The organism is Brachyspira sp., from assembly GCF_050873525.1.
Classification (GTDB): Bacteria; Spirochaetota; Brachyspiria; order Brachyspirales; family Brachyspiraceae; genus Brachyspira.
This window is the reverse complement of record NZ_JBNMIZ010000257.1, coordinates 1-3,354: the sequence shown is the minus strand read 5'-3', so window position 1 is coordinate 3,354 and position 3,354 is coordinate 1. Positions and strand designations below refer to the sequence as shown.

Sequence of the window (3,354 nt, the reverse complement as noted above, 5' to 3'; positions counted from 1 at the left end):
ATAATATATTATAATAAATACAAAATTAAAAATAATGCCGATTAAATAATGAAAAAAATTAATATTCTTATATTTGTATTAACCGTTCTATCTTGCAAAACTTTGAATATAATTATACCAAACGATATTAAAAAAAATCTTGCAAAAAGTATGGAAGAAGACAGAAGCGAAAATCCGATATACAGAGAATTTAGGGCGGCTTGGTTTTCCACAGTCGGAAATATTGATTTTCCTTTGCGAAACGGAAGCGAAGAAGAACAAAAAAAACTTATAATAAAACATTTGGACGCTTTATATCAAAATAATTTTAATGCCGTATTCGTTCAAGTAAAACCCGATGCGGGAGTAATTTTTAATTCCCAAATAAATCCGACTACAAGATATTTTTTCGGTAGCGATTCTAAAAGCGAAAGAGACGATTATCCTTTTGAAACCGATTTGCTTGAATTTATAATCGAAGAAGCGCATCAAAGAAATATCGAAGTTCATGCTTGGTTTAATCCTTATAGAATTTCGCTCACTTATAACGATAAAAAAAGTTATGAGGAACAGTTTTCAAAAAAGAATTTTATTCATACTTATGTGTCGAATAATTTGAAGCCCGTTTATTGGTTTGATAAAAAACTCTATTTGGACCCAGGCGAACCGATAAGCGAAAAATATATAATCGATTCCGTTATCGAAGTCGTGGAAAATTACGATATTGACGGAATTCATTTTGACGATTATTTTTATCAAAACGCGATTAAAGGAAAAACCTATAAAGACTGGGACGATAAAGTTAGCGCCTCAAAATACGGAAAAGAAGCGGGATACGATATTAAAAATACTTCCTATGACGATTACGGAATTGACGGTTTATACGCTTGGAGACGAAACAATATAAACAATCTTGTAAGCAAATTATATACGGAAATAAAAGCGAGAAAGCCTTATGTAAAATGGACTATCTCGCCCGCGGGCGTTTGGCGAAACAAAAATAAATTATCGGAATATAAAGGCAGCGAATACGGAAGCGAAACGAAATCATATAATCCGAATTTTGACGCTTTGCATGCGGATGTTCTTTTATGGATGTTAAACGGAGAAAAAACAGATTCATTAACCAACGCGACTGAAAAAGACGGAATAAATAAAATGTATGTGGACGCGATTATTCCTCAAGTTTATTGGAGTTCAAAACATAGATTAGTTCCTTTCGACATAACCGTTAATTGGTGGATTAACGAAGCGAAAAAATCTACAAACGGAAATTTAGCGGATTTATATATCGGGCATGCTTTATACAGAATGGGAAGCTCGACTAATATTGAACCTTGGCATGATGTAGATTTGCTCTCAAAACAAATAGATTATATACGAAAAGAAGGAAAAGGTTTTATAAAAGGCTCGGCATTTTTTACAATGCATAACATGTATAAAAACGATATTAATACGGGCAACTTTGGATACGAAGCGATAAAGTATATAAAAGAAAATAATTATATATTCAAGGCGATAGTTCCCGAAATGAATACGATGAAAGATTTGAAAGAAAATATTTTGAGGCTTGAAAATCCAAAAATGAAAAAAAAATTTAATTATATTGAAATAAGTTTTACCGACCCTAACGAATATAAACTGGACGATTATTCTCATCCGAAAATCGGAACTCCCGTTTATTACGCGATTTACAGAAAAATCGTCAATAGCTACGAAATAGAATTAGTCGATAAAATCAGAAGAACTAATTTTAATGAAAACGCGAAAGTAGTTTATAAAGACAAAACGGCAAATAGAAAATCGAATTATATTTATTATATTACGGCTTTGGACAGAATACATAACGAAAGCGATTATTTGGAAATAAACAATTAAACGATAGCGTAATAATTATTAGAATTTTTTGTAATATAAAACGGTTCTATATCGAGTTTATCCATTAATCGTTTCAAAAATTTATTATCACCTTCAACTATTTCTTTATGTTGAGAGCCGTTTAAAAATACCAGAGGCGAAGCTTTAATCTTTGTATCTTTCGGAAGTTCAAAATCGGATAAAAATTTATCGCCGTCTAAAATTCTTAAATATGTAAAAATTTCCAAAACGCAGCGAAGCATAGTTTCTTCGTTATCTTCTTTTTTCAATTCTAAAAGGTAAACTGCTTTAATATCTTTATTATAAGAGACAATATCAATTTTTCCCGCTTCATCGCTTTGTTTATCTTTTAATGGCGTTTGATAATCCAATACTTTTCCAAGAATATTAAGCGAACCTTGATTAAAAATTTCAATCGCCGTTATTTCTTCTTTTCGATTAGATGCTGGATTATTATGTTTTCCATTATGAGTTTCAACTTTATAAGAAGAGGAACGAGTTATTTTTTGAATATTGTCAAATAAATTCAAATTATTCAAAAGCCACTCCGCTACAACTTCGGTATATTTTTCTTTCGTATCGGTCGTATTTCCTCTATAATTAATAAAATCTTCTTTGTATAAAGTAGAAATATCTTTTAAGTTTTCAAGTTTGTTTATTATTTCATTTTTTGTATATCCGTTAGCCATTGTTAATCCTCCGATTAAAATATTAATAATTATTAAATATATTATAATTTTTAAAATCTTTCAACACTCTAATTCACAATTTTATTTAAAAATCATCAGCTTTATTTGTTAAAGGCTTTCCAGTCATCATGTCTATTTCATCAGCCGCATATCCTTTTAATATGCTTAATATCAACTCTGCACTAATTACATTTGTAAATGTAAAAATATAATCAGTATACCCTTTCAAGTTAAGAACGCCAAAATATAAATGGCTTTTACCATTTATAAAATCGCTCGAAGCAGCAAACGCTAAAATATCTTTAAAATTTAATTCTGTATAATCTTCTTCATCATCCCCTTTCATACGAAATGGATAGTCTATAGTTTCTATTTCACCATATTTAATTCTTTCGGCTGCAACTTCAAACGCTTTTAAATTTTGCCTTTTAAATATATCTGGATTTGTTACTTTCATGGTAGATTGACATATAAAGTTTATAGTAAATACATTATTAGCAATATTATTTTTATCTACATATTGAACGGGACCTTCTAAATTCTGAACATAATCTAAATTAAAACCTCTTGTAAAAAGTAACCCCTCAAAAGTAAGAGTATTTTTTCTTAATAATTCAGACTTTTTTGATATTATACTCTTATCAACCTCTAAATTACCATTATCAAGTATAGCGACAATTATACTTAATGTAAGAATAAACACTACGAAAGAAACTATTATTAATATTATTTTTTTAATTTTACTCATTTTTTAATTCTCCTTTATTTAATTTAATTTTTTATTTAATTTTTAGAATATTATTAATGT

3 protein-coding genes are annotated in these 3,354 nt (G+C 29.0%); 1 reads left to right on the top strand and 2 read right to left on the bottom strand.

The window, feature by feature from the left end; all coding sequences use genetic code 11:
- The first annotated feature begins 48 nt into the window (after positions 1-48).
- Positions 49-1,857 (top strand): glycoside hydrolase family 10 protein, encoded by a 1,809-nt coding sequence (locus tag ACR0QS_RS12190; protein ID WP_432633726.1) that lies wholly within the window; start codon positions 49-51, stop codon positions 1,855-1,857.
- On the opposite strand, the gene ACR0QS_RS12185 is transcribed toward ACR0QS_RS12190, so the two are convergent.
- Both ACR0QS_RS12185 and ACR0QS_RS12180 read right to left on the bottom strand, forming a co-directional pair.
- Positions 1,854-2,546: a hypothetical protein gene (locus tag ACR0QS_RS12185; RefSeq protein ID WP_432633725.1), complete on the bottom strand. Its 693-nt coding sequence runs from the start codon at positions 2,544-2,546 to the stop codon at positions 1,854-1,856. The genes ACR0QS_RS12190 and ACR0QS_RS12185 overlap by 4 nt on opposite strands.
- Positions 2,547-2,631: 85 nt before the next feature.
- A complete protein-coding gene (locus ACR0QS_RS12180) occupies positions 2,632-3,294 on the bottom strand; it encodes a hypothetical protein (protein WP_432633724.1) in 663 nt (220 codons plus the stop codon).
- Positions 3,295-3,354: the final 60 nt, after the last annotated feature.

Coding starts and splice junctions, on each gene's coding strand:
- ACR0QS_RS12190 (WP_432633726.1), top strand. CDS start 49: ATGAAAAAAATTAATATTCTTATATTTGTATTAACCGTTCTATCTTGC.
- ACR0QS_RS12185 (WP_432633725.1), bottom strand. CDS start 2,546: ATGGCTAACGGATATACAAAAAATGAAATAATAAACAAACTTGAAAAC.
- ACR0QS_RS12180 (WP_432633724.1), bottom strand. CDS start 3,294: ATGAGTAAAATTAAAAAAATAATATTAATAATAGTTTCTTTCGTAGTG.